Source organism: Maricaulis sp. W15, from assembly GCF_001924955.1.
GTDB classification, from domain to species: Bacteria; Pseudomonadota; Alphaproteobacteria; order Caulobacterales; family Maricaulaceae; genus Maricaulis; species Maricaulis maris.
In genome coordinates this window covers 1-19,102 of the sequence record NZ_LQXG01000018.1, presented here as the reverse complement: position 1 = coordinate 19,102, position 19,102 = coordinate 1, and the positions used below count along the sequence as shown (strand labels likewise).

Genomic DNA, 19,102 nt, shown 5'->3' with positions numbered 1-19,102 from the left:
GATTTGAAAGCGCAGCGCCCGGTCCGGGCGTTGGGTTTGTTTCAGTTTTGCCCCTCAAGGAGAGACAGGCATGGATACCGGCCTCATTCTTTTGCTCGTGATCATCGCCCTCGGCGTGTTTCTGGTCATGGTCTACAACCGGCTGGTCGCGCTGCGGCAGACCTGCAACCAGGCTTGGGGCGATATCGATGTCCAGCTGAAACAGCGCCATGATCTCGTGCCCAATCTGGTCAGCACCGTCCAGGGCTATGCCAGCCATGAGAAAGAGACGCTGGAAAACGTCATCAAGGCGCGCCAGACCGCGATTGATGCGACCTCGGTGAAGGATCTGGCCGGCGCCGAGAACATGCTGTCCGGTGCGCTGCGCCAGCTGTTCGCCCTGTCGGAAGCCTATCCCGACCTCAAGGCCAACCAGAATTTTATGCAGCTCCAGGCCGAGCTGTCCGATCTGGAAAACAAGATCGCTGCCGCCCGCCGCTTCTTCAACAACGCCGTCAACGAGTACAACACCTCGACCGAGCAATTCCCGGCCGTGGTGATTGCCAATTCGATGGGCTTCAAACAGCGCGAATATTTCGAAGTCGGTGAAGCCGAACGCGGCGCTCCGAAGGTGCAGTTCTAAGTCATGTTGGGCGGCGCAACAGGGCTCCGCACCCATATCTGGAACAATAATCTGCGGTCGGTTTTCCTGCTCGCCGCCTTTCCGGTGCTTCTGATCGCCATTGGCTATGCCCTGACGATCCTGATGACCGGATTTGGCGACCCGTCCTATCCGCAAGCCGGCAAGGACGGGGGCGGGACTAATTTCCTGACGTCGGAAATCTCCCGCTTGCCGATGATCGCGGCTTGGTCACTGGGGATTGCCGGTGTCTGGTTCATCATCGCCTGGTTTGGCCATCAGGCCATGATCAATGCCGCGACCGGTGCGCATTCGGTGACGCGGAAGGACGAGCCGGAACTCTATAATCTGCTGGAAAACCTGTGCATCTCACGCGGGCTGACCATGCCGAAACTGGCCGTGATCGAAAGCGGTGCGCTCAATGCCTACGCCTCGGGTGTCCGCGAGGGGCAATATACGGTCACTGTGACCCGCGGTCTGATGCAGCGGCTCAACAAGGCCGAGCTGGAGGCCGTCCTGGCTCACGAGCTTTCGCATATCCGGCATCAGGATGTGCGATTGCTGGTCATCTCGATCATCTTTGTCGGCATCATCTCCTTTGTCGCCGAGATCATGTTTCGCCGCATGTTCTGGATGGGCATGCGCGCAGGTGGCGACCGCCGTTCGGGCGGACGCGGCGGCGGGCTGGTCATCGTGATCGCCATTGCGATCATCGCCGTGGCCTATTTCCTCGCTATCATGATCCGCTTTTCCCTGTCGCGCCGCCGCGAATACATGGCCGATGCCGGCGCCGTCGAGCTGACCCGAAATCCTGACGCCATGATCTCGGCGCTGGAGAAGATTTCCGGGAATTCCGACATCGAGGACTCACCGGACGAAGTCCGCGAGATGTTTATCGAAAATCCGAAGTCCGGCTTCATGGGCGTTTTCGCCACCCACCCGCCGATTGAAAAACGCATCGAGATGCTGGTCGAACACGCCGGCGGCAAGCGGCGCGTGCCGGTGAGTGCTGTGCCTGAGGTCTAGGGCGAGGCAGAAATGGTTCATTGATCGCGCCCGGGCGCGCAACTGTCCCTAAATCGCTTGCCGAGACGTCGCCGCATCCTGTTTTCCAGGTCAAGGGCCGCGCAGCGGCCGCTTCGCGGTTTCACCCTTGAGCTGGAAAACAGGATGCGGCTTGCTGGCTGACAAGCGATCTATGGATCAGTCCTGCACGCTGCGCAGTGCGAACTTACCGAAATGGCTGGACCATGGGTGCAGTGTTGGGAACGTGTTTCATGCAGTAGGCGGCAATCCTTTGGCAGAAGCGGCCCCACCCTCTAACCTCCCCGAAAGGGCGCTTCACGCCCGGGGGACGAACCACATGAAATTTCTGCTTCGCACGGCCGCACTGGTGTCACTCACCGCGCTCGCGGCCTGCTCGACGCCGGGCTATCGCAGCCTCAATCCCAATTGCCTGGAGGCCCATGTTCAGCCGAAATACCAGCGTGACGGGCATCAGGAGACGACCTATGTGATTGCCCGTCTCGCCGGGCATGGCTCCGAAGATGCGGCCCGGCTGGCCTTCTTCAACCAGGCCGCCGACGATCTGGCGATGCGCTATGCGGCGCCGCAGGTCAGCGTCTGGGCCTCATTCGGAGCCTGGGGTTATCGGCACCGGATCAATGCCGTCCTGCATTCGCTGCATGGCGGGGACCCGGCCGCCGTTGCGCAACGCCGGCTCGATCTGGCCAACATGATTGAAGCGCGCAACCGGTCCGAAGCCCGGGCCTCCTGGCAGACCGGCTTTTTGATCCATGCGCTGGGCGACAGCTATGCCCATACCAATCCGGTTGGTCAGGCCTATGGCGAAACCTATGGCCATCTGTTCGACGGCCACGCACCGGACCACGTCGGCAATCGGCCTGAACTCTATCTTGACTATGTCGACGCCTTGTTTGCGGCGCTGGAAATGCCGACCGCGAGTGATCGCGAAGCCCTGTCCGAGTTCAAGGCGCTTTTGCGGGCCGCGCCGCCCGGCGATATTGCGGCCCATCGCACCGCGATTTCCGCCATGCGGGGTTATTACTCCGACACGGCCCGGCTGGAATGCGATGCCTTGGCGGCCTCGCTCAGCATGCGCGAGGTCAGCCGTTTCCTGCGCGAGGTTGAGGCGGGTTTCGACCGGACCGGCGAGAGCTGACGGGTCAGTCCGTCACCGGTTTGTTCGAGGCGTCGGGACCGGACCCGCTGTCCGGTGGTGCGATCTCGTCCTGGTTTTCCTCGAGGGTTTCCTCTTCCGCCTCCGCATCCTCGAGCAGCCCCGCAAAGCTCTCTCGGAAAATGAACCAGACCGAGGTGAATAGGGCCGCGATGACCGGGCCGATGATGATGCCGACGGCGCCGAACAGGGTCAGCCCGCCGAGCGTCGAGATCAACACCATCAGATCGGACATCTTGGCGTCCTTGCCGACCAGGATGGGCCGCAGGACATTGTCCGAGGTCGAGACCACAATGGCACCCCAGGCAGCCAGACCGGCGGCGGCGAAGGGGTGGCCGGTGGCACCCAGCCATATGGCGGCCGGCATCCAGATCAGCGGCGGTCCGATCATCGGGATGATGGAGAGCAGGGCGGCGACCGCGGCCCAGAAGATCGAACCCGGCACACCGGCCACGAACAGGCCGACTCCGGTCAACCCGCCTTGCACCAGCGCGATCAGGAAGGAGCCCTTCACCGTGGCGCGAATGGTCGAGACCGCACGTTCGGCCAACAGGTCACGAGACTCCACAGTCATCGGCAGCAGGGTCACGGCAGAGCGCGCTGCCTGGCGGCCGGTAATCAGGAAGAAGAAGAGCGCGTAGACAAGAATGAAAAAGTTCAGAGTCGCGACCAGGAAACCGCCCGTGCCGGCGCGCAGGGAATTGACCAGGACGCGGCCGACCGTGCCGGCCAGATTGCCGATCTGGGCGGTAATCGAGGCCTGGTATTCGATCATCTCATCACGGAAGGGCAGCCAGTCAGGCAGGCCGTCCAGCCCGTCCTGGCGGATCTGGCTGACCTGGTCCTGCACCCAGGGTGTGACCATGCCGGTCACATCGATCGCCTGCTCGGCGACAATGCCCATCAAAATGGCGGCGGGGATGACGAAGGCCAGGACAGCCCCGGCGACCAGCAGGCCGGCAGCAAGGCCGCGGCGCTCACCCAGCTTGGTGGACAGCCAGTCATGCGGTCTGGCCAGGAAAAGCGTCACCACGCCGGCCAGGAAAAGCGCCGCGAGATAGTCGCGGATCATCCACAGGAAGATGCCCGAAATGATCAGGGCGAGGGCGGCAATGAAGCCGCGCTGGAGTTCCAGTTTGCGGAGCGGGGTCATGCCGGCTCTCCTATCCGTACAGCCACTCCGGCAGGCCGGTGGCCAGCCATGGGAAAATGGCGACGGCGATGATGGCCAGGATCTGGATGATCACAAAGGGAATGGCGCCGCGATAGATGTCGGTGGTCTTGACCGCTTTGGGTGCCACGCCGCGCAGATAGAAGAGTGCAAAACCGAAGGGCGGCGTCAAAAAGCTGGTCTGCAAATTCATCGCCATCAGCACGCCAAGCCAGACCGGGTCGACGCCCATCATCAACAGGATCGGCGCGACGATCGGCACCACCACGAAGGTGATCTCGATGAAGTCGAGGAAGAAGCCTAGGATGAACATGACCAGCATGACCACGGCGACGGCGCCGAACACGCCGCCCGGAACCGCCTCGAGCGCAGCGGCCACGGTGTCATCGCCACCCAGCTCCCTGAAGATCAGCGAGAACAGCGAGGCGCCGATCAGGATCACGAAGACCATGGCCGAGATCATGGCGGTCGAGCTCATCACCTCGTCGAGCACGCCGGAGCGCTTCAGCCGGACCAGGCTCCAGCCGGCGCCGAGCAGGGTGAGGGTCACCAGGACGCCGGTCACAAGGCCGCCCAGCGTCCCCAGATCCGTGACATAGAGGCGGCGCTCGGCGCCGATATTGGCAAACACGACCAAGGCGATCAGGCCGAGCAGGGCGGCGAGGCCGAGATAGCTGACGATCTGGCCAAGCCTGGGATTGCTGTCGCGCCCGGCATTGCGCGCGGCCGCGATGAAGGTTGCCCCGACTGCGCCGACACCGGCCGCCTCTGTTGGGGTTGCCAGCCCGGTGAGGATCGATCCGAGCACGCCGATGATTAGCGCCAGTGGCGGCACCAGCGCATGCATCAGGCCGGCGATCGAGACTTCGCCTTCCGCCGGTGCGGCGGGAGCGCTGTCGGGCTTCATGATCGCCATCACGATCTGGTAGCCGATATAGAGCGTCACCAGCAGGATGCCGGGGATGAGCGCGCCGGCGAACAGGTCACCGACCGAGACAATGTCCGGTGAGAAGATGCCCTGGGCGCGCTGGGCTTCCTGGTAGGCGTTCGATATTTGATCGCCGAGCAGGACCAGCACGATGGAGGGCGGGATGATCTGGCCCAGCGTGCCCGAGGCGGCAATCGTGCCGGTTGCGAGGGCCGGGTCATAGCCGCGCTTGAGCATGGTCGGCAGTGACAAAAGCCCCATCGTCACCACCGTCGCGCCGACAATCCCGGTCGAGGCCGCCAGCAGGCCGCCGACGATGACCACGGAAATGCCCAGCCCGCCGCGCATCGTGCCGAAGAGGGCGCCCATCGCTTCGAGCAGTTCCTCAGCGATCTTGGATTTTTCCAGCATCACGCCCATGAAGACGAAGAGCGGCACGGCGACGAGGATGGAGCGGTCCATCTCCATCAGATTGCCGTAGATGCGTTGCGGGAAGGCGCGGAAATGGATCGGGTCGAACTCGCCGATGGCCATGCCGATCAGGGCAAAGGCGAGGGCGACGCCGGCGAGGGTGAAGGCAACCGGATAGCCGCGCAAAAGGGCGGCAAAGGCTGCGAGAAACATCGCGAAGGGCAGGAGTTCGATGAACAGGGCCATGACTCAGACCTCCCGCGCGCCGGTCGCCGGCAGGGCCGGCGAGGCTTGTCCGGCCAGCGTCATCGCAGCCCGGGCGGCCATGGAAAACCCCTGCAGGATCATCAGGATGGCAAAGAGCGGGATGGCGGTTTTCAGGAGAAAGACGAAGGCCAGTCCATCGCTTTCGCGTGAACTTTCCAGGATGCGCCAGGTCGACCCCAGATAACCGGTCGAGGACCACAGGATGAGTGCGCTCATCGGCATCAAGGCGAGATACGTCCCCAGGAGATCGACCCAGGCTTTCCCGCGCTCGCTCATCTTGGCGAAGAAAACATCGACCCGGACATGAGCGCCATGCAGGAGCGCGCTGCCGGAGGACAAGAGGAAAAGGCCAGCATGCATGTAGATCACGCTCTCGGCCAGCTTGGTCGAGGCATAGCCGAAAACATAGCGCTGGATGACGATGATCGCGGTTGCCAGCACCAAGCCGAGCGCGAACCAGCGCGCCGCTCCGGCGATCTGCTCGGTCAGGCTGTCGATCAGGTCGACGGCCCGGCTTCCGAGCGACCAGAGCGAGGTCGGCAATGCCACAAAACGTCCCAGCACGCCCGATAACAGTGGCAGCAGGAGGAGGGGCGACAGCCAGACACCGATCCGGCCGATCCAGCCGCCGGCCGATTGGGCCAACCCGGGCAGATGCGCGCGGGACCAATCCGACACATTGCCGCCGGTCGCCATGTCGACCAGCATCAGGCCCAGCGACAGGGCGATCAGCGCCAGCAGAAGACCGTCACCCTTGCGCATGATCAGCGGCCCAGGACCCGCTCGCGCTGGACCATGTAGGGCATTTCGGAGATTCGGCCCCAGCTGCGCATGGTGTCACGCGCCGCCAGATAGCTTTCATAAACGCGGCGGGTCATGTCATCGGCATTGCCGGTGTCGGCGACGACCTGTTCGGAGATTTCGCCGATCCGGGTCCAGATTTCGTCGGAGAATTGGCGCAGCTCGACACCGTGCTCATTGACCAGCACGTCGAGCGCGAGGCCATTCTGGTACTGGAATTCGGCGATCGAGATATTGTTGGCCGTGCGACAGGCCGAGGCGATGATCGCCTGATGGTCGCTGGCCAGACCGTCCCAGACTGTCTTGTTGATCCCGACACCGAGGCAGGAGCCCGGCTCGTGGAAGCCCGGGCCGTAATAATAGGGCGCTTCGCGATAAAAGCCGAAGGCGAGGTCATTCCACGGACCGACCCATTCGGTACCGTCAATCGCGCCCGATTGCAGGGCCGGATAGATCTCGCCGCCGGACAGGGTCACCGCCGCGCCGCCCAACTCGCGCAGCACATTGCCGCCGAGGCCGGGGATACGCATGCGCAGGCCGCGGAAGTCCTCCAGTGAATTGATCTCGCGCTTGAACCAGCCACCCATCTGGTGACCGGAATTGCCGGCCTGGAAGGGCTTGATGTTGAACTGGGCCGACAACTCGTCCCACAGAGCCTGACCACCACCGGTCTCGACCCAGCCCATGATCTCATAAGCGGTCATGCCCATCGGCACGGCGGTGAAGAAGTTGAAGGCCGGCGACTTGCCCTGCCAGTAGTATTCGGCGCCGTGATACATGTCGGCGGTGCCTTCGGAGACGGCATCAAAGGCCTCGAAGGCCGAGACGATCTCGCCGGCGGCATAGACCCGCACTTCCAGCGATCCGCCCGACATGCGGTTGATATAATCGGCGACATTATTGGCGGCCGTGCCCAGGCCCGGGAAATTGGCTGGCCAGGTGGTGACCATGCGCAGGCGGGTGACGCCGCGATTGATGTTCGGCGCCGCCGGGCCGCCGGACGTGTCCTGCCCGGCTTCACCGCAGGCCGTGGCAACCGTGGCCGCAGCGACGGCGCCGCCGCTGATGAATGTGCGTCGATCCATGTCTGTCTCCCCCGGGATTTCGCTGCACGCTTTTGGTCAGTCGAAATCGTCGTATTCGTCCTCGTCCTCATGGTTAGCGAGTTCGGCATGCGGCTGCCAGCCCGAGGGCGTCAAAACTTGCAGCGGCTGGTATTGCGCCTTGTAATTCATCTTGCGGCTCTCGCTCACCCAATAGCCTAGATAGACGAAGGGCAGGCCGGCCAATTCCGCCTGGCGGACAGCGTCGAGGATCATGTAGGCGCCCGGGCTGCGACGATCCCAGTCGGGATCGAAATAGCTGTAGATCAGCGACAAGCCGTCCTTGAGGACATCGGTGAGGGCGGCCGCACGCAGCACGCCGTGCCCGTCACGATATTCGGTGACATGGGTGCGCTGGGCACCTTCCTCGACCATCATCACGTATTCGCCAAACGACATGCCGGCCATGTCGCCATCGCCGTGGCGACTGTCGAGATAGCGTGAGAGCAGGTCGAACTGTTCCATCGTCGCGGTCTGCTGATCGATCGATACGTGCAAATCGTCATTGCGGTTGAGAATCTTGCGCCAGCGCCGCTTCCAGTCGAAGGCCTCGGCATCGATGCGCACTGATTTGCAGGCATCGCAGGCTTCACAGGCCGGGCGGTAGAGCACGCCTTGGGAACGGCGAAAGCCGGCATGGGTCAGGGCGTCATTGAGAGCCGGACCCTCACTGACCTCGATTCGTGTGAAGACCTTGCGTTCAAACCGACCCGGCAGATAGGGGCACGGCCCGGACGCCGTCAGGAAGAAGGGGATTTGCCGTGTCGCAAACGGGTGTGTCACGCCATTCGCCTCTTTCCGCTCGAAGGATCGACCATGACCTAAGCCATGCCGAAGACATGGAGCAGGCTGACATAGACGGTGAAAGCAATCCAGAACAGAACCACCATCGGCGTACCGGCGCGCAAATAGTCGGCAAAGCGGTAATGACCCGGCCCCATGACGAGTAGGTTGGTTTGATAGCCGATTGGTGTGGCAAAGCAGGTGTTGGCCGCAAAAAGCACGGTTAGCGCGAAGAGTGTCGGATCGGCCCCGATCTGGTTGGCAGCACCCACCGCGATCGGGGTGAACAGGATGGCCGTGGCGCTGTTCGACAGGACATTGGTCAGTACAGCGACCAGCAGGAAGAGCGCTGACATGAGGACGATCGGTCCGAACGGCGCGAAAACTGAAACCACGCCCGTCGCCAGCAGGTCAGCACCGCCGGTTACTTGCAGGGCCGTGCCCAGTGCAATGGCCGAGCCAATCAACAGGTAGACCCGCATGTCAAAAGCGCGCGCCGCCTGGCGGGTATTGAGACAACCGGCCACGATCATTCCCACGGCGCCGAGGAAGGAGGCGAGGATGATTGGCAGGATGCCGGTCGCGGCGGTGATCACCACCCCGCCGAAAATGGCACGCGCGAAATTGGCGCGTCTTGGATCGGCCAGCGATGTGGTGGCCCATTCCATGACCAGCAGATCGCGGTCGGCGCGCAGGCTGCGCAGCGAGCCGGAAGCGCCGAACAGGAGGAGTGTGTCACCGGCCTCAAGGCGGATTTCGCCCATGCGCGAGCGGATCATGCGCGAGCGGCGCTGGATTCCGAGCACAACGCAGCCGGTCGTATGACGAAAGCCGATCTGCTGGATGGTGCGGCCAATGACACGTGACCCCGGCGCCACGACGGCTTCGGCCATCACCAGATTGTCGCCGGGTGTCGGATTGTCGCCCGGACCGGAGGCTTCCAGCATGCCGCGCATGAAATCGGCACGCTTGGCCAGCAGGTTTGTCAGGGTTTGCCGGGTGGCAGCGACGATCACCAAATCCCCGGCCTTCAACTCGATCTGGTCGAAGGGTGGGAGCAGGGCGTGCTCGCCGCGCTGGATCATCCGGACAGTCATGTCGGGCAGGTCCGCGAACATGCCGGCGACCGGCTTCTTGCCAACCAGCGGGTGGTCGCTGGTGACGTCCAGTTGCGCGATATATTGCTTGCCGCCTGCGCCGGCGATCTCGCTTTCCATCGACGCGCGATCGGGCAGCAGGTGGGGCAGGATGAAGATGATGTAGACAATGCCGACCGCAGCCAGGAAAAGGCCGGGAATCGACGGGCTGAAAAATGCCAGCTGTTCGCCGGTCACATTCATCAGCGTGTCGGCCACAAGCAGGTTGGTCGACGAGCCGATCAGCGTCGTCATACCGGCCAGAATGCACATATAACTCAGCGGGATCAGAAGTTTGGACGGGCTTTTCTCCATCCGCTTGGCGATCGCCACGAGGATCGGCACGAACATCACCACAACCGGCGTGTTGTTGATGAAGGCACTGATCACGAAGACGAAGGCGAACATTCCCACCAGCGTCGCCTTGGGGTGCTGGTCGTAGGCGTTGAGCAGCCGCTGGGTCGGGCCTTCCATGGCGCCGGTCTGGAAAATGCCCTGGCCGACGATCAACAAGCACAGAATGGTGATCAGGGCCGGATTGGCAAAACCGGCCAGCAGGTCTGCTGTCGTGGGGTTGCTCGTCTCCAGCGGGAAGAGATGGAAGAAGGCCATCAGGACTGCCACGATCGAGGCCGAAACGATCTCGATCGGGAAGCGGTCCCAGACATAAAAGGCAATCGCCAGCGATAACCCGCCGAGAATTGCCCACATTTGCCACGCATCAAGTGACGCTGATTCAATCATCGCGATTTGTTGGAATCCATGGACCCGATATGTCCATGCAAAACGCTAGCATGTGGCTTGGGCGCTTGCGAAGCCTTTCATGTGACGAGTTGCAGGTCGATACGGTTTTCCTGCCAGGGCTGCTGGGGCGGCATGCGTGGCTTGTCCGGCCTCGTTGCCATTGTGGCGCGCCCAGTAAAAATAAACCAATTGATTAATTAACTAATTAGTTTAATTTGTGGGCATGGCTGATTCTGACCCTCTCGACGCCGTGTTCGGCGCCCTGGCGCATCCTGTTCGCCGGCAGATACTGGCCCGGCTTGCCGAGCAGGACGCGACGGTCAACGAGTTGGCAGAGCCCTTCGATATGAGTTTGCCGGCGATCTCCAAACACCTGCGCGTGCTGGAGGCGGCCGGTATCATCTCCCGGGGCAAACGGGCCCAGTTCCGGCCCTGCCATCTGGAGCCGGAGCCGCTTGAGGCGGTCGCGGGCTGGGCCGACCAATACCGGCATATCTGGCAGGCAAGGTTCGACGCCATGACCCGCGCCATTGAAACCATGAAAGGCAAGGCCGATGACTGATGTGAAGGACTGGGTGAAAATCGAACGGCGTTTCGATGCGCCGCTTGAGACGGTGTGGAAAATGTGGACCGATCCGGACTTGTTCAAGCAATGGTACGGGCCGATGGGCTTTTCTGTTCCGTTTGCTCACATGGACTTGGAAGTCGGCGGAATACGGAAAATCTGTATGGAGATGCAGCGTCCGGATCGGACGATGAGCCTGTGGTTCACAGGCGTCTTCACGGAAATTTCGGCGCCGCGCCGCCTGCGCTACACGGAAAGCATGTGTGATGCGGAGGGCAATATCTTGTCACCGCAATCCATGGGCATGCCGGAGGGCAGTCCTGACGTCACCGAGGTCATCGTCGAACTGACGCAAAGCGGCGACCAGACCCTGATGACGATGGTCCACGTCGGCGTTCCGGCAGGCAGCGCGGGTGAAGGCGGCTGGATGCAGGCCTTCGACAAGCTCGCAGGGCAGTTTTCTGGCGGCTAGAGTTCATGCCCGCTGGGCAGGACCGGCGCTTCACGCAGAAGGACGACCGAGATGCGGCGATTGCCGGGCATGTAGGGATCGTCCGGATAGAGTGGTTCCGAGCCGGCCTTGCCGCGCACCTCGTAAATGCGGTCATCGGTGATGCCGGCGCGCTGCAGAACGGCGCGGGAGGCGTTGGCGCGGTCGGCCGAGAGTTCCCAATTCGTGTAGTCCGCGCCCGGTGCCGAGGGCGCACTGTCGGTGTGGCCGGCGATCGACAAGCGGTTGGGCAGGCGTTCCGCGATCCGGGCAACGGCGCGCAGGAGGGTGATGGCCCGCTCATTGGGCGTGACGGCACCCGGGTCAAACATCGGCCGACCTTCCTGGTCGACCAGCTGGATACGCAGGCCTTCCGGCGTTTCGTCAATCAGGACGTGATTGGACAATTCTGCCAGCTCCGGCATGTCCTGCATCGCCTGGCGCAGCGACATGGCGGCTGAATGCAGTTCGGCTGCATCGCGGCGTTGGCGCGCTTCGGCCATGGCGGTGGCCATCACCGTGGATTCGCTCTCGACCGCTTCCGGCGAGCCCTCCGGTGATTGCTGGCGGTCACGGTCATTGAGTTGTGGTGCAGTCGGGGCCAGGCGCTGGCGCATCGAGCTGTCGCCGGAGCCCTGGACGCCATCATCACCCGGCGATGTGCCGGCAAGCGGGGCGCCGGAACCGGAGTTCGACGGTGATACGCTGGCGGGCGCGAAATAGTCGGCAATGCCGCGCTTTTGCTCGGGCGTGGTGGTGTTGATCAGCCACATCAGCAGGAAGAAAGCCATCATCGCGGTGACGAAGTCGGCATAGGCGACTTTCCACGCGCCGCCATGATGGCCGCCGCCGCCGCCCTTGATGACTTTCTTGATGACAATCGGCCGATCAGAGGCTGCCATGTCCACCCACCTTGTTTACTTACCTAGGCGTCTTGTAGACCGTTAGCGTTAAGGTCCGGTTTCAAAACCCGAACCGATCTGGAACAGATGAGGACTTGCCGTGGTCGACAGCCGCTCTTTCCGCGACGCGCTTGGGCGCTACCCGACTGGCGTTGCCATTGTCACCGCCTTTGTCGACGGCAAGGCGCTCGGCATGACGGTGAATTCCTTCGCCTCGGTTTCGCTGGACCCGCCGCTGGTCTTGTGGTCGATCGAGACATCGACCGAGCGCTACGGCATTTTCGAGCAAGCGACCCATTGGGGTATCAATGTCCTGGCGGCCGATCAGGCCGGGTTGGCGCATGCCTGTGCGCTGGAAGCTGATCTCGTCGCCTGCCGCACCGGTTGGAGCGGCGATCTGGTGCCGTTGATCGATGGTGCCGTGGCCCGCTTCACCTGCCAGGCGGACGCCGTCCATCCCGGCGGCGACCATGACATCATGGTCGGCCGGGTGATGGCGTTCGACGAACCCCGCGACGCGCCCGCCCTGGTCTTTTACCGCTCGACCTATTGCGAGCCGGGCTGAAGGGTCAGCACGGACAGGCCTTCGGGCATGGTCTCCAGCGTCCAACCAGTCGGAATGGTGATGTATTCACCGCGTCCCCACAGCGGGGCCAGATCATCATAATGGCGTGACATCACATTGCCGGACTGTCCTGTCGTGATCATGAAGCGCGACGCGTCCGGTGCCGCCATGTCGTAGAGCGCCCGGTAGGAGGCGCCATGGAACACATCATATCCCGGCGAGCGGTAAGAGTAGTGGGCGACATTGACCGTCGACCCGTCGCCCGGCACCGGCGTGGTGATGGTGAACCAGTCCGACAGGACCGGGAAGTCCGAGAAGGGCCGGTGGGCGTGGCGGGCATAGTGCACATCACCCCAGCGCCAGGCCGTGAAATCATCGCCATAGTCGGCCATGGCTGCTGACATCGCCTGATCCAGAGCCGGCCCGGTCAGGTCCTGGCAGGTCACGGTGCGTGCCACGCCTGGATTGTCGCACCAATGGCCCAGATCGCCGGTCAGGACATCCATCATGAAAACACGCCGGTCGCCGTGCCAGCGTGGCATCAGGGCGTCCAACTCGTCGCCATAAATGTCCTGGCTGAGCTGTCGCATCCAGGCGGAATAGATCAGCGGTTCGGGCCGATCGACGGCCATGTCGGCATTCCAGTCCGCCAACAGGGCGAGGGCGGCCCGGCCTGCTTCACTGCTTGGTTCGGCCTCGAGCAGGACCGGCAGGAGACGGCGGGCGGTGTCGCTGACCGTATCGATCTGCAGCGCCTGCATGCTGTCGAGATCGTGGACGGGCTGCTCCTCGATGCCCTCGTAAATCCGGCGGATGCGTGACACGCCATACCATTCCGACGTGATGTAGTGCGGGTAATCGTCCGGCACGATCTTGTTGTTGGCGGTGGCGACGAAGCCGCGGTCCGGGTTCAGCGTGTGCGGCAGCTCCTCGAAGGGGATGGTGGAGACCCAATTGCCGGCCTCGTCGCGGACCGGGATACGGGCCGGTGCGTAAAAGCCGATATCACCGTCGCGGTCGGCGAAGACCATGTTCTGCTGCGGGGCGACAAAGCCGCGAACAGCGGCAACAAAACCGTCCCAGTCATCGGCCTCGATAATGTGCAAGCCGACGCCGGTCGTGGCGTCATCGGGTTCGTCGAGCATCCACTGAAGCGCGAAGAAATCGCTGCCTTCGGGCACGGGATAATTGAAATTTTTCGGGTCGAGCACAGGGCCGGTCGCGGTTTCGCGGCGCTGGATGATCACGTCCTCGCCAAAGCGCACGCGGATATGCTCCTCGCGCTGACCGGTTACATCGGCTTCGGTAACCGGGTGAAGGTCACCGACATCGGGTCCGGTATTGGTAAAGCCCCAGGCGATCTCATCGGTGCGGCCCAGGGTGACAAAAGGTGTGCCGGGCAGGGTGGCGCCGACAACGGAGCCGTTCGGCGTGGTCAGGCGAGCCAGATACCAGATCGCCGGAGCTGCGAGGCCCAGATGCGGGTCATTGGCGAGGATTGGCAGGCCGCTTGTGGTCCGCGACCCGGCCAGAACCCAATTGTTCGAGCCGTCGCGACCAGTGTCTTCAGGCCCCACCATGGGCGCGGGCTCCTGCGCCGGCGGCAAGTCGGTCGCCTCGATACCGATATCGGCCATGCTCAGCGAGCGCGGCGCGTCATCGGGATAGCGGCCAATGAATTCGGCGGCGCGCTGTTCGCCCAGATGGTCAACCAGGGCTGCCATTGCCGGTTCCTGGAACGCATTGCCGAACAGGTCGAGCGCAATCGCCTTGTAAACCACAACGGTGTCGGCCGGCTGCCAGGGTTCCGGTGCAAACATCAGGATCTGGAATTCCGGTGGCGGCACGAAGCCGGGCGCTGCCATGACCGCATTGACGCCATCGGCATAGGCCTGCAGCGCGGCCCGGACATCGGCGGGCAGATTTTCGACGGCTGTGTCGGCCGCCGCGCCCAGTCCCATCGTGCGGAAGAAAATATCGGTGTCGAGACCGGGTTCGCCGAGGATTTCCGCCAGTCTGCCACGCAGGGCGCGGCGGGTGATTTCCATCTGCCAGAGCCGGTCCTGGGCGTGGGCCACCCCCATGGCATAAAACCCGTCATGATCGGTCTGCGCGAAGATGTGCGGCACGCCATACCCGTCACGCACGATGCTGGCCTCGGCCTCAAGCCCGGCCATTTCCATCGTGCCGGTCGTCTGGGGCAGGGAGGCATAGAGCCGGTTGGCAAAGATCAGGGCGCCAACGAGGACAAGCGCGACAAGTCCTCCGACCGCCCAGCCGAGATAGCGCAGAACACGTTTGATCATGATGACTTGCTCCCCATTCGCGAGAAGACTAGCAAGGGGCGAGATGATTGGGGAGAGCGCAATGGCACGCTGTACGTTTTTGGGTCTGGGCGTAATGGGCTACCCGATGGCCGGACATCTCGCGGCTGCCGGTCATCAGGTGACGGTCTGGAACCGCACCGCCGGCAAGGCCACGGACTGGGCGTCGCGGCATCCTGGCGTTGCCGCTGATACGGTGGAGGCCGCGGTCGGCGACGCTGATTTCGTCTTGATGTGCCTTGGCGATGATCCCGATGTACGGCTTGTCGCCGAACAGGCGATACCCGCGATGAAGCCGGGATCGGTTCTGGTTGACCACACCACGGCCTCGGCGGAACTGGCCCGCGAGCTGGACATTGAAGCACGCGATGCCGGTATCGGCTTCATTGATGCGCCGGTCTCCGGCGGTCAGGCTGGTGCCGAGAACGGACAGCTCGCCATCATGTGCGGCGGTGAGGCGGACACATTTGCCGCTGCCGAACGCGTCATGGACGCATACGCCAAGGCGATTTCCCTGATCGGACCGGCCGGGTCCGGCCAGCTTTGCAAAATGGTCAACCAGATCTGCATTGCCGGTATTGTGCAGGGCCTGTCGGAAGGCCTGCACTTTGCCCAGCGCGCCGGTCTTGATCCAGCCCTGGTGATCGACGCGATCTCCAAGGGCGCGGCCCAATCCTGGCAGATGGAAAACCGCTGGGAGACCATGGTCGCCGGCAAGTTCGACTATGGCTTCGCCATCGACTGGATGCGCAAGGACCTCCGCATCACGCTGGATGAAGCGCGCCGCAATGGCGCCACGCTGCCGGTCGCAGCCCAGGTCGATCAATTCTATGCCGACGTGCAGGCCATGGGCGGCAATCGCTGGGACACGTCGAGCCTGATTGCGCGGCTGGAGCGTCCAAAAGGCGGGAGCGAGGCATGAGCGAACCGCAGGGCCATATCGCCAATGATCCCGTCGTGATGGGCGTGTGGAAACGGCTGACCCAATTGTTTGCCGTCTGGCGCCTGATCGTGTTTGCAGGCTTTTCCAAGCGGATGCTCTATCAGGTGACCAATGACCAGATGAGTACGCTGATGCGGTCGCGGCACTGGAAGCTCGGCCTCGGCCTGCTCGGCGGGCTGGATGAGGCGCAAATTATCTTCCTTGCGGACTGGGCGCGCCTCAATGCCGAGCGGGCCGAGCGTATTTTCCGCTCCACGGCGCTTATCATTGTTTCGATCCCTGTGGCCGCAGTATTCGGCATCTCCGAGTTGGACCCCGGCATTTGGGAAAGCCTCGGTTTTGCCCGTCTCGATACGCTGATCTTCATCATCGGGGCCTGGATGCTGGTCAGCGGCGTGATGATGGCGGCGGCCTGGCGCGCCCGTGACCTCGCCGATCTGCTGGATCTGGAAAAGGCCCGCCGCGCGCTCAAGCGGGCGCAGGCGGGAGCTGAAAGCGCGTGAGCATCGAGCTCCTCTTCATCGTCCTCGATTATGCTGGCATCGGCTTTTTCGCCTATTCGGGCGGCATGCTGGCGGCACGCAAATCCCTTGATCCGTTTGGAGCGGTGATCATCGGCGCGGTGACCGGCATGGGTGGCGGAACGCTGCGCGACATCCTGCTCGGCTCATTGCCGGTCTATTGGATCGTCGAACCGAAATACCTGCTGGTTGCCGTCTTCGGCGCGCTGCTGGGCTATTTTACCTCGCCCTGGGCGCAGGCCATCGCCACCCGCCGCGCCGCCCTGATCTGGGCCGATGCGATCGGGCTGTCGGTCTTTTGCGTGCTGGGTGCCCAGGCCGGTCTGGCCGCCGGCGCCCATTGGACGATCGCGCTTTTGACCGGGATGATGAGTGCGGCCTTTGGCGGTCTGCTGCGCGATATCATCGTCAATGATGTGCCGCTGGTCCTGCGTGAAGACATTTATGCGCTCGCCGCCTTGGCCGGGGCGGCGGCCTATGTCGGCGGCATGGCGCTGGGCTTCAATGCGAGCCTGGTCACGCTTGGCTCGGCACTTCTGGCGCTGGTCCTGCGCGGCTGCGCGATCCAGTTCAAATGGTCGCTGCCGGCGATCAAGCTGGGTGAGTAAGGCTGGGTTGCAGGCGGTCGACAGGCTTTAAATCCGCCCGTGACGGAGCGCCTGGCGGATGTCGGCGAGCAGGTCGGCTGCGTCCTCCAGTCCGACTGACAGCCGCACCAGATTGTCGGCCACCGGACTGTCCGGCCCCTCGATCGGTTTGCGATGTTCGACGAGGCTTTCCACGCCGCCCAGCGAGGTCGCCTGGGTGAAGATCCGTGTCGACGCCGCAAAACGGGCCGCGGCCTCGTAGCCACCTGCGATGTGCAGCGAGAGCATGCCGCCAAAACCGTTCGTCATCTGACGTGCCGCGATTGCATGTCCGGGATGGTCCGCCAGGCCCGGATAGAGGACGGCCTCAAGCCCGTCCGCGCCCTGCAGCGCCTCGGCGATGGCCAATGCACTGGTACTTTGCCGCTCGAAGCGGACCCAGAGTGTGCGCAGGCCCCGGATCAGAAGCCAGGTCTCGAATGCACCGGGCACCGCGCCCGTCTTGGAGTGAATCTCGCCGATCTCGGTCCAGCGCTCATTGACCTCCCGCGTCGCCAAAACGCCGGCCAGCACATCGGAATGGCCGTTGAGGTATTTGGTTGCCGAATGCATGACGATATCGGCGCCCAGCGCCAGGGCCTGGGTGGTGCAGGGCGGGGCGCAGGTTGAATCGACCGCCAGTGTCGCTCCGACCGCATGGGCGATATCGGCCGTCTTGGCGATATCGACGACCGCCCAGGACGGGTTGGCCGGGCTTTCGATCCAGATCAGATCGGTGTCGGGCCGGGCGGCGGCGGTGAGGGCGTGCAGGTCGCCGGGGGCGACGAGGTTGAGCGATATCCGCTTCTTCTCCGCCGCCCGTTGCATCAGCAATTTGGCGCCGTAATACATTTCGGTCTGGGCGATCACATGCCCGCCCGTGGGCACGCTCTCCATCACCGCCGCGATGGCGGCCATGCCGGAAGAGAAGAGCTTTGCCTCCGGCGCGCCCTCCAGCATTGCCAGGACCCGCGCCGCCTGTTTCTCGGTCGGACCGGAGGGGCGGCGATAATCTTGCTCGCCGATCAGCTGATTGTCTGAACCGCGCGCATAGGTCGTTGCCGGATGGACGGGCGGGACGACGGCGCCGGTCAGCTGGTCGATGGCGTGCATGGCCTGGACGGTGAGGGTGGTGCGGGTCGGGGCGTTGGGCATGCGGTGTTACCTGATCCAAAACGGTGAAGGCTGACTAGGCAGGCGCGGGCGCGAGGTCAATCGCGCCCCAACGAAAAGAGCCCCGGGCGAACGGCCCGGAGCTCTGTGGATGTCAGGTTGGCTGACGGGTCTCAGTCGCCCGACATGCCTGGCACGAGACGCTCGGCTGTTGCCATCACGATAACCATGAGTGAGGCGGCCGCGAGTACGGCGCCGTAATTGGTGAAGATGGCGGTCAGATACTCACCGACGGCCGGAATGCCACCGAGGGCGCCCGCCCCGCCGGCCATCAGGAAGATCGCGGCGATCAACAGGCCGCGGCGATGATCACCCTTCACGAAGAAGCCGCAAGCCAGGCCGAGAATGGCCAGGATGAGCCCGGTGAATTCGAACGAGATGAAGGCGAAAACAATCGCGGCGAGTGCAGCGACGGCATAGAGAATTTTGTCCAGCGACATGTGTGTCTCCCCAGAGTGCTTGTTTGAAACAACGCTCGTGAACCACAACACATGACGGACGGTAGGCCTGTGTTACGGGTGACACAAGCGTCATCCCGCTATATTTTGTGGATTACTGGGGTTCGGCATACTCTATTTTGATTCCTGGCAAGGGTCGGGATGCTGTCTCTCGGCAGGTCATTTGCGACGGGATGAGCACGGCATGCGCAATCCTTCCTTCCCGGTACACTTGTCATCCCCGCAGTATGTCCGGCGAAGGCCGGACGGATGGCGGGCAACTGTTTTGATCAGGCCTGGAATGGGCGTTGGTCTCGGATGATAGCGTTGAGGGTTATGAGGAGTTTTCGGGCGACGGCGATGAGGGCGAGTTTTTTGGGTTTTCCGGCGTCG

At 63.1% G+C, this 19,102-nt stretch carries 19 protein-coding genes; 9 read left to right on the top strand and 10 right to left on the bottom strand.

The genetic code is table 11. The features are described from left to right. Positions 1–70: 70 nt before the first annotated feature. The 3 genes from AWH62_RS11350 to AWH62_RS11340 all read left to right on the top strand — a co-directional run bounded on the left by AWH62_RS11350 (position 71) and on the right by AWH62_RS11340 (position 2,801). Positions 71–622, top strand: coding sequence for a LemA family protein (locus AWH62_RS11350; protein ID WP_075190624.1), 552 nt, complete (start codon positions 71–73; stop codon positions 620–622). Positions 623–625: 3 nt separating this feature from the next. After that, complete coding sequence (locus AWH62_RS11345; protein WP_075190623.1) at positions 626–1,645, top strand: M48 family metallopeptidase; 1,020 nt, start codon at positions 626–628, stop codon at positions 1,643–1,645. 337 nt (positions 1,646–1,982) lie between these two features. Then, positions 1,983–2,801 carry a hypothetical protein gene (locus tag AWH62_RS11340; RefSeq protein ID WP_075190622.1) on the top strand — a complete coding sequence of 273 codons (819 nt, stop codon included), beginning with the start codon at positions 1,983–1,985 and terminating at the stop codon, positions 2,799–2,801. Positions 2,802–2,805: 4 nt separating this feature from the next. On the opposite strand, the gene AWH62_RS11335 is transcribed toward AWH62_RS11340, so the two are convergent. From AWH62_RS11335 to AWH62_RS11310, 6 genes are read right to left on the bottom strand one after another with little or no spacing between them, the layout of a single operon-like run. Continuing rightward, the gene (locus tag AWH62_RS11335; RefSeq protein WP_075190621.1) at positions 2,806–3,972 is read right to left on the bottom strand and encodes an AI-2E family transporter; all 1,167 of its coding nucleotides are present in this window, start codon (positions 3,970–3,972) and stop codon (positions 2,806–2,808) included. A gap of 10 nt (positions 3,973–3,982) precedes the next feature. Beyond that, entirely contained in the window at positions 3,983–5,575 is a 1,593-nt protein-coding gene (locus AWH62_RS11330) for a TRAP transporter large permease subunit (protein ID WP_075190620.1), read from the bottom strand. Between the two features lie 3 nt (positions 5,576–5,578). Then, positions 5,579–6,358, bottom strand: a complete 780-nt coding sequence (locus AWH62_RS11325; RefSeq protein WP_075190619.1) for a TRAP transporter small permease subunit — start codon at positions 6,356–6,358, stop codon at positions 5,579–5,581. Between the two features lie 2 nt (positions 6,359–6,360). Then, the gene (locus tag AWH62_RS11320) at positions 6,361–7,482 is read right to left on the bottom strand and encodes a TRAP transporter substrate-binding protein (RefSeq protein WP_075190618.1); all 1,122 of its coding nucleotides are present in this window, start codon (positions 7,480–7,482) and stop codon (positions 6,361–6,363) included. Positions 7,483–7,518: 36 nt separating this feature from the next. Then, on the bottom strand, positions 7,519–8,283 hold the full coding sequence (locus tag AWH62_RS11315; RefSeq protein ID WP_075190617.1) for an arginyltransferase: 765 nt from the start codon (positions 8,281–8,283) through the stop codon (positions 7,519–7,521). 38 nt (positions 8,284–8,321) lie between these two features. Then, positions 8,322–10,130: an SLC13 family permease gene (locus tag AWH62_RS11310; protein ID WP_233128311.1), complete on the bottom strand. Its 1,809-nt coding sequence runs from the start codon at positions 10,128–10,130 to the stop codon at positions 8,322–8,324. Between the two features lie 256 nt (positions 10,131–10,386). On the opposite strand from AWH62_RS11310, the gene AWH62_RS11305 reads away from it, so the two are divergent. Continuing rightward, on the top strand, positions 10,387–10,725 hold the full coding sequence (locus AWH62_RS11305; RefSeq protein WP_075190615.1) for a helix-turn-helix transcriptional regulator: 339 nt from the start codon (positions 10,387–10,389) through the stop codon (positions 10,723–10,725). After that, positions 10,718–11,200 (top strand): SRPBCC domain-containing protein, encoded by a 483-nt coding sequence (locus AWH62_RS11300; RefSeq protein ID WP_075190614.1) that lies wholly within the window; start codon positions 10,718–10,720, stop codon positions 11,198–11,200. The genes AWH62_RS11305 and AWH62_RS11300 overlap by 8 nt, the downstream gene beginning before the upstream one ends. Here the strand turns inward: AWH62_RS11300 and AWH62_RS11295 are convergent. Beyond that, positions 11,197–12,120 (bottom strand): flagellar motor protein MotB, encoded by a 924-nt coding sequence (locus AWH62_RS11295; RefSeq protein WP_075190613.1) that lies wholly within the window; start codon positions 12,118–12,120, stop codon positions 11,197–11,199. The two genes, AWH62_RS11300 and AWH62_RS11295, sit on opposite strands and share 4 nt — an antisense overlap. 100 nt (positions 12,121–12,220) lie before the next feature. Here AWH62_RS11295 and AWH62_RS11290 point away from each other — a divergent pair, with 100 nt between their 5' ends. Further along, entirely contained in the window at positions 12,221–12,685 is a 465-nt protein-coding gene (locus AWH62_RS11290) for a flavin reductase family protein (RefSeq protein WP_075190612.1), read from the top strand. On the opposite strand, the gene AWH62_RS11285 is transcribed toward AWH62_RS11290, so the two are convergent. Next, a complete protein-coding gene (locus AWH62_RS11285; protein WP_083635161.1) occupies positions 12,667–14,991 on the bottom strand; it encodes a penicillin acylase family protein in 2,325 nt (774 codons plus the stop codon). The two genes, AWH62_RS11290 and AWH62_RS11285, sit on opposite strands and share 19 nt — an antisense overlap. A 61-nt stretch (positions 14,992–15,052) precedes the next feature. Here AWH62_RS11285 and AWH62_RS11280 point away from each other — a divergent pair, with 61 nt between their 5' ends. Genes AWH62_RS11280 through AWH62_RS11270 form a run of 3 tightly spaced genes read left to right on the top strand, consistent with a single transcriptional unit; the run spans position 15,053 to position 17,081 of the window. Continuing rightward, positions 15,053–15,931, top strand: coding sequence for an NAD(P)-dependent oxidoreductase (locus tag AWH62_RS11280; RefSeq protein WP_075190611.1), 879 nt, complete (start codon positions 15,053–15,055; stop codon positions 15,929–15,931). Next, complete coding sequence (locus AWH62_RS11275) at positions 15,928–16,455, top strand: hypothetical protein (RefSeq protein ID WP_075190610.1); 528 nt, start codon at positions 15,928–15,930, stop codon at positions 16,453–16,455. The genes AWH62_RS11280 and AWH62_RS11275 overlap by 4 nt, the downstream gene beginning before the upstream one ends. Next, on the top strand, positions 16,452–17,081 hold the full coding sequence (locus tag AWH62_RS11270; RefSeq protein WP_075190609.1) for a trimeric intracellular cation channel family protein: 630 nt from the start codon (positions 16,452–16,454) through the stop codon (positions 17,079–17,081). The genes AWH62_RS11275 and AWH62_RS11270 overlap by 4 nt, the downstream gene beginning before the upstream one ends. 27 nt (positions 17,082–17,108) lie before the next feature. On the opposite strand, the gene AWH62_RS11265 is transcribed toward AWH62_RS11270, so the two are convergent. Together AWH62_RS11265 and AWH62_RS11260 are read right to left on the bottom strand one after the other, a co-directional pair. Next, the gene (locus AWH62_RS11265) at positions 17,109–18,254 is read right to left on the bottom strand and encodes a PLP-dependent aspartate aminotransferase family protein (RefSeq protein WP_075190608.1); all 1,146 of its coding nucleotides are present in this window, start codon (positions 18,252–18,254) and stop codon (positions 17,109–17,111) included. A gap of 131 nt (positions 18,255–18,385) precedes the next feature. Continuing rightward, positions 18,386–18,712, bottom strand: a complete 327-nt coding sequence (locus AWH62_RS11260; RefSeq protein ID WP_075190607.1) for a hypothetical protein — start codon at positions 18,710–18,712, stop codon at positions 18,386–18,388. Positions 18,713–19,102: the final 390 nt, after the last annotated feature.

Excerpts from the sequence above, each read along its gene's own strand:
- AWH62_RS11350 (WP_075190624.1), top strand. The coding sequence starts at position 71 with ATGGATACCGGCCTCATTCTTTTGCTCGTGATCATCGCCCTCGGCGTG.
- AWH62_RS11345 (WP_075190623.1), top strand. The coding sequence starts at position 626 with ATGTTGGGCGGCGCAACAGGGCTCCGCACCCATATCTGGAACAATAAT.
- AWH62_RS11340 (WP_075190622.1), top strand. The coding sequence starts at position 1,983 with ATGAAATTTCTGCTTCGCACGGCCGCACTGGTGTCACTCACCGCGCTC.
- AWH62_RS11335 (WP_075190621.1), bottom strand. The coding sequence starts at position 3,972 with ATGACCCCGCTCCGCAAACTGGAACTCCAGCGCGGCTTCATTGCCGCC.
- AWH62_RS11330 (WP_075190620.1), bottom strand. The coding sequence starts at position 5,575 with ATGGCCCTGTTCATCGAACTCCTGCCCTTCGCGATGTTTCTCGCAGCC.
- AWH62_RS11325 (WP_075190619.1), bottom strand. The coding sequence starts at position 6,358 with ATGCGCAAGGGTGACGGTCTTCTGCTGGCGCTGATCGCCCTGTCGCTG.
- AWH62_RS11320 (WP_075190618.1), bottom strand. The coding sequence starts at position 7,482 with ATGGATCGACGCACATTCATCAGCGGCGGCGCCGTCGCTGCGGCCACG.
- AWH62_RS11310 (WP_233128311.1), bottom strand. The coding sequence starts at position 10,130 with ATGTGGGCAATTCTCGGCGGGTTATCGCTGGCGATTGCCTTTTATGTC.
- AWH62_RS11305 (WP_075190615.1), top strand. The coding sequence starts at position 10,387 with ATGGCTGATTCTGACCCTCTCGACGCCGTGTTCGGCGCCCTGGCGCAT.
- AWH62_RS11300 (WP_075190614.1), top strand. The coding sequence starts at position 10,718 with ATGACTGATGTGAAGGACTGGGTGAAAATCGAACGGCGTTTCGATGCG.
- AWH62_RS11295 (WP_075190613.1), bottom strand. The coding sequence starts at position 12,120 with ATGGCAGCCTCTGATCGGCCGATTGTCATCAAGAAAGTCATCAAGGGC.
- AWH62_RS11285 (WP_083635161.1), bottom strand. The coding sequence starts at position 14,991 with ATGATCAAACGTGTTCTGCGCTATCTCGGCTGGGCGGTCGGAGGACTT.
- AWH62_RS11280 (WP_075190611.1), top strand. The coding sequence starts at position 15,053 with ATGGCACGCTGTACGTTTTTGGGTCTGGGCGTAATGGGCTACCCGATG.
- AWH62_RS11275 (WP_075190610.1), top strand. The coding sequence starts at position 15,928 with ATGAGCGAACCGCAGGGCCATATCGCCAATGATCCCGTCGTGATGGGC.
- AWH62_RS11265 (WP_075190608.1), bottom strand. The coding sequence starts at position 18,254 with ATGCCCAACGCCCCGACCCGCACCACCCTCACCGTCCAGGCCATGCAC.
- AWH62_RS11260 (WP_075190607.1), bottom strand. The coding sequence starts at position 18,712 with ATGTCGCTGGACAAAATTCTCTATGCCGTCGCTGCACTCGCCGCGATT.